Origin of the sequence: Comamonas sp., from assembly GCF_036666375.1 — a bacterium.
GTDB lineage: Bacteria > Pseudomonadota > Gammaproteobacteria > Burkholderiales > Burkholderiaceae_C > Comamonas.
The window spans coordinates 1,719-7,370 of sequence record NZ_JAVWWA010000162.1 but is presented as its reverse complement, the minus strand read 5'-3'; the positions used below and the strand labels follow the sequence as shown (position 1 = coordinate 7,370).

The window sequence follows — 5,652 nt, the reverse complement described above, 5'->3', positions numbered from 1 at the left end:
ATGTAGCGCGACATGCGGTGCAGCATCAGCAGCGCGGCATCGGCATCGGGGCAGCCGATGTGCACATGCTGGCCGAAGATGGTGAACTGCTGGGCGAGATAACCGTAGAGATCGGACAGTTCGCGAAACCGCGGCTTGTCGTAGATGCGCTGCTCGTGCCATTTCTGGAACGGGTGGGTGCCGCCGCCCGCGATCGCGATGTTGAGCTTGTCGGCATTGCGCACCAGCGCGTCGCGTATGGGGGTGAGCTGGCCCAGCACTTCAGACGCCGAGTGGCAGATGGCCGTCGAGATCTCGATCATGCTGCTGGTCATCTCGGGCACCACGCTGCCGGGCAGCGGAGTTTTCGCCATCAGGCGCAGCATGTCTTCGGCGTAGGGCGCGAGATCGTAGTCGTGGGTGTTGAGCAGTTGCAGCTCGAGCTCCACACCCAGCGTCAGCGGTTCGGAATGGTGAAAGGCTTCAAGGGGCATTGCGGTCTCCGGGAGCGTTGCTGCGGTCCAGCAGCCTCAGGGTCTTGGTGCTTTCACCCGCGCGGCGGAACGCCAGGCTGGCGACCACGGCGCCGATCAGCTCCATCATCAGAATCATCGGCAGGGCGACGCGCGAAATCATCTGGCCGCTGTCGGGCGCGGCGGCGACGAACTGCGAGGCCAGCAGCAAGGCCACGGAAGACATCGGCGCCATCGCGCAGCTGACCCACATCGCCTGGCGCCAGCTCGCGCCGCTGCCCACATTGCCCAGGCCCACGCCTATGGTCTTGGCCAGCAGGCGCACGATGATCACGGCCAGCACCACGCCGGCCAGCGGCAGGTTCCAGTCGGCCTGGGCGGCCACGGTGGAGACCAGCACGAACATCATCATGGTCAGCAGCGTGGAGGCCGTGCCCAGCTGGCGCGGCCAGGCCCAGGGGCGGGGATGCAGGTGCTTGAGCAGCATGCCGCCGAGCAGCGCGGCCAGCGGCGCCGAGCCGCCCAGGTGGGCGGTCACGGCCGTGCCCGCGGCGATCAGCGCGAGCACCAGAATCGAGGTGTTTTCGCTGGTCGGGCTCATGACGCGCAAGGCCAGGCGCATCAGCAGCGACAGCACGGCCGCGACCAGAATGGAGACACCCAGCACCACGGCCACGGCGGAGGTGCCGTCGAGCAGCGTCTGTCCGGGACGGTGGAACACTTCGGATTGGGCGCTGCCCAGCGTCAGCGCGTAGAGCGTCGACAGCGTGGCCAGCACCATGGAGCGGTCGGTCACCGCACCGGCGGCGCGCATGTCGGTGATGACGCGCGACAGCACCAGCGGAGAGGCCGCCATGGCCACCATCGCGATCGGGCTGGCGACATCGGCGGGTGTATCGAGCCAGCGCAGCAGCCACAGCACGGAGAAATAGGTGAGCGCGGCTTCGGCAATGCTTTGCACCAGCACCATGGGGTTGTGGCGGAACCAGCGCAGCGGAATGCGGCCGCCGCATTCGAACAGCACCAGCGAGACGCCGAGTTCGAGCATGAACAGGCTGATGCCCTGCAGCGGCCAGGGCGCGCCGCTGAAACCCGCGAAGCCGACCAGCGCGCCGACCATGGAATAGCCTATGACCTTGGGCAGACCGAGATAGCGCTGGCACAGCGAGCCGCCGATGGTGGCCAGCGCCAGCAGCAGCGACCATTGCAGCGTCACCAGGCCGGCAGACGGACGCAGCCATTGCGCCCAAAAGCCCGTCAAATTCTCCATTGTTTTTTCCTCCTTCTGGTGATGGCGTGTTTCCCGCCCCCGTCACGGGCGGGAAACTGCCCGAGGCACTTTATCCTGCCGGCCCCGGGGGGGCTTGCAGGACAAGTCCTTCTTCAAGGTTTGAAGAAACTCAGCGGCGCCTGGCGCAGCCGCGCGCGGATCGCGCGGTAGATGCGCGCGCGGTCCACGCCGCTCACGTTATGCGCGCGCACCGCGAGACGGAACGCCAGCAGGAAGCTGACGATAACATTCAGCGCGCCGTTGAACGGCAGCATGGCCATGGCCCACCAGAAAGCACTGCTGTGCAGCATTTCCGTGCCCAGCGTCATGCTGGCCACGCCGATCTGGCCGGCCGACAGCGTGATGTGGCGCACTTCAAGGCCCAGGCCGAAGAAGCCGACAAACGCCGGCACCAGACCCAGCATCAGGCCCAGCGAGATGTTCGCCGCGAAGCCCGAAATGTTCTTGCGCAGGAAGTGCGCCCAGCGGTCGGCGCGCGCCGCGCCCAGGAAGTCGGTGATGCGCGGGTTGTAGCGTATCGCCGAGTCCATGCGCCGCAGCACAAACCAGTTTTCCGCCCAGCCCGCGACCAGACTGCTGGAGAACAGCAGCACGCCGGTGAATGCCGCAAACAGCACCGACGGGCCCAGCAGGCTCAGCGAATCGAGCACCTGATCGGCATGCCCGACATCGAGCGGCGGATGGCCGAAGGCCTTGAGGAAAATCCACGAAAGACCCAGCGCCGCGGGCAGCACGACCAGCACGTTGCCCAGGATGGCCGCCACCTGCGAGCGCGCGAGATTCGCGACTTCGGTGACGAAGTCCTCGACCGACTTCTGGTCGGGCAGCTCCTTGAGCTTGGCGGCCATCGCCGGCGCGGTCATTGCCGGCTGCTTGGTGGCGACGGTGAACATCAGCATCTGGATCAGCACGAAGCTGAACGCGTAGTTCATGCCCGCGAGCAGGCCGCCCCAGAATGCGGAAAGCGCGAGCGAAGCCAGCGCAAACTTCATCAGCGTGGTGAAGGCCATCACCATGCCGCCGCCTGCGGCCTTGCCCACCATGGCGCGGTATTCGGCGGCGTTGCGCGTGATGTAGTGCTCGCCGGTTTCGGCGCTGCGCTCGACCACCTTGGCGGCGAGCAGCGAGGAGTTGGCCGAGAACAGCGCGCGCAGGCTGCGGCGCTCGCGCGCCACGCCGACCAGGTGGGCCAGCAGCGGCGCGGCTTCGGCCACCGGGCGCTCGGACGTCAGGCAGTCCAGCAGCCGGCGCACGCGCACGATGCGTTCGCGCAGCTGGCGCAGCCGGAACACCAGGCCGACGGAAATGCCTTCGGATTCGAAATGGGCGTAGATCGTCGCCGTCGCCGCGCGGCAGGCGTCGAGCCGTTCGCGCAGCCGCTGTTCCGCGGCCAGCAGGCGATCGGGCGTGCGCAGCGCAAGCATCACTTCGACGCGCAGGTTTTCCACGTCATGGATCAGCGCGTGGAACGGCTGGGCGTGGCGTGCGCTGTGGCTCATGCGCAGGCGCAGCTCGGGCGCGAAGCCGGTCGACAGGATCTGGCCGGCGCAATAGGTGATCGCGCTGAGCAGCGTCTGCTGCCAGTACGACGGGCCGTCCTGGTGCGCCGCGACCAGCAGGCGCAGGCGCGCGAGCAGTTCGGCGTCCAGCGCATTGAGCCAGCGCGCGTCGAACTCGTCGGGCAGCGCCAGCATGAACAGCTCGGAGGCATCGATGGTCTCGGGGCTCGCGGGCAGCAGCTTGTAGCGCAGGCGCTCGTTCAATTCGCTGGCCAGCGCGGTGCGCGGCGCAAAGCCGAAGTCGGCCAGCAGCGTGGTGATATCGACGGTCTCGATGAACCGCTGCCACCAGGCCTGCATGCGCGCGCAGGCCGCGGGGTCGGCTTCAAGCGCGTCGATGAACTGGCGCACGCGGTCCACGGCCAGCTCGACAGACGGCGCGGGCGCGCGCACCCAGGCCAGCAGATGGATCAGCCACAGGTGGCGTTGCGCGAGATCGGCCTCGGGGTCGAGTTCCAGCAGGAGCAGCGGCAGGTCGTAAGCGGTGCGCTTCATTCAGTGCAATATGCGGTCGTTCAACGGGCGCGCGTCGGCGCCGGAGTCGAAGGCTTCGAGCATGAACAAGCGGATGGGGGCGGTGAAGGTCTCGCCTTCATCGGTCACGCACAGGTAGCTGCCGTGCATCGTGCCGCTGGACGTGCGCAGTTCGCAGCCGCTGCTGTACTGGAAGGATTCGCCAGGCTGTAGCAGCGGCTGGTGGCCGATCACACCCAGGCCTTTGACCTCCTCGGTGTGGCCGTTGCTGTCACTGATGACCCAGTGGCGCGCAATCAACTGCGCGGGCGTTCGGCCCGCGTTGGTGATGGTGATGGTGTAGGCAAAGCGGAACACGCCGGCTTCCGGCGCAGATTGCTCTGGCAGGTATTCGGGCTGTACCTCGATCTGAAAGTCGTTGGTCGGCATGGCGCAATAGTAACTGCGACAATTGACGCATGAGCCGCACCTTCCACATCGCCCCCTCTATTCTGTCCGCCGACTTCTCCCGCCTCGGGGAAGAAGTCCGCAGCGTCATTGCTGCCGGCGCCGACTGGATCCACTTCGACGTCATGGACAACCATTACGTTCCCAACCTGACTTTCGGCCCCATGATCTGTGAGGCTTTGAAGCCCCACGCCAAGACCGCCGAAGGCCTTGCCGTGCCCATCGACGTGCATTTGATGGTGCAGCCTGTCGATGCACTGGCCCAGGCGTTCGCCCAGGCCGGCGCCGACTACATCAGCTTCCACCCCGATGCGTCGACCCACGTGCACCGCAGCGTGCAGGCCATCAAGTCGCACGGCTGCAAGGCCGGTCTGGTGTTCAATCCCGCCGCGTCGCTCGACGTGCTCGACTGGATGATCGACGACATCGACCTGATCCTGCTGATGAGCGTAAACCCCGGTTTCGGCGGCCAGAGCTTCATCGACAGCACCTTCCGCAAGATCGAGGACGCGCGCCGGCGCATCGAGGCTTCGGGCAAGGACATCCGCCTGGAAGTCGACGGCGGCATCAAGGGCGATAACATCCGCCGCGTCGCCGATGCCGGTGCCGACACCTTTGTCGCCGGCAGTGCGATCTTCGGCAAGCCCGACTACCGCGCCGTGATCGACGGCATGCGTCAGGCCTTGGCCTGATCCTTCCCGCCCGGCAGACTGCCGGGCAGGGCGGTGGGTGGCCTACGCCTGCCGCCATTCATTACGTCTGCACCATGCTTTTGCCCCATCCCGCCCTTCGCTCCTTCAACTTCGACGCCGCCATCGTGGATCTGGACGGCACCATGGTCGATACGCTGGGCGACTTCAGCGCCGCGCTCAATGCCATGCTCGCCGACCTGCAGCTGCCGGCGATCCCGCCCGCGGCTATCGAAACCATGGTCGGCAAGGGCTCCGAGCATCTGATTCGCAGCGTGCTGGCCCATGTCGAAGTCGCCGATATCGAAGCGGTCTACCCCCAGGCCTGGGAACGCTATCAGCACCATTACCTGGCGATCAACGGCCAGCATGCCGAGGTCTATGCGGGCGTGCGCGAAGGGCTCGAAGCCTTGCGCGCCCAGGGCCTGCGCCTGGCCTGCCTGACCAACAAGCCGCTGTCGTTTGCCCAGCCGCTGCTCGCGGCCAAAGGCTTGGCGGGCCTGTTCGAGCAGGTGTTCGGCGGCGACTCGTTCGAGCGCAAGAAACCCGACCCGCTGCCGCTGCTCAAGACCTGCGAAGCGCTGGGCAGCGCGCCCAGGCACACGCTGATGATCGGCGACTCGAGCAACGACGCCAAGGCCGCGCGCGCCGCGGGCTGCCCCGTGGTGCTGGTCAGCTATGGCTACAACCATGGCGAGCCGGTGCGCGACGTCGATGCCGAGGCCTGCATCGACAGCCTG

The 5,652-nt window shown here is 66.7% G+C and carries 6 protein-coding genes; 2 read left to right on the top strand and 4 right to left on the bottom strand.

The features are described 5' to 3' along the window. From RR928_RS23475 to apaG, 4 genes are all read right to left on the bottom strand, one after another. Positions 1-473 (bottom strand): glutamate-cysteine ligase family protein (locus tag RR928_RS23475; RefSeq protein ID WP_332684469.1); only part of this gene is annotated, 473 nt, incomplete at its 3' end. Beyond that, complete coding sequence (locus RR928_RS23470; protein ID WP_332538109.1) at positions 463-1,722, bottom strand: cation:proton antiporter; 1,260 nt, start codon at positions 1,720-1,722, stop codon at positions 463-465. The genes RR928_RS23475 and RR928_RS23470, both read right to left, overlap by 11 nt. 113 nt (positions 1,723-1,835) lie before the next feature. After that, positions 1,836-3,797 carry a site-specific recombinase gene (locus RR928_RS23465; protein ID WP_332538108.1) on the bottom strand — a complete coding sequence of 654 codons (1,962 nt, stop codon included), beginning with the start codon at positions 3,795-3,797 and terminating at the stop codon, positions 1,836-1,838. Then, the gene (apaG, locus tag RR928_RS23460; RefSeq protein ID WP_332538107.1) at positions 3,798-4,205 is read right to left on the bottom strand and encodes a Co2+/Mg2+ efflux protein ApaG; all 408 of its coding nucleotides are present in this window, start codon (positions 4,203-4,205) and stop codon (positions 3,798-3,800) included. It abuts the gene before it with no gap. Between the two features lie 29 nt (positions 4,206-4,234). Here apaG and rpe point away from each other — a divergent pair, with 29 nt between their 5' ends. Both rpe and RR928_RS23450 read left to right on the top strand, forming a co-directional pair. Continuing rightward, the gene (gene rpe / locus RR928_RS23455; protein WP_332538106.1) at positions 4,235-4,915 is read left to right on the top strand and encodes a ribulose-phosphate 3-epimerase; all 681 of its coding nucleotides are present in this window, start codon (positions 4,235-4,237) and stop codon (positions 4,913-4,915) included. 74 nt (positions 4,916-4,989) lie between these two features. Then, a partial coding sequence (locus tag RR928_RS23450) for a phosphoglycolate phosphatase (RefSeq protein WP_332684465.1) occupies positions 4,990-5,652 on the top strand: 663 nt, incomplete at its 3' end.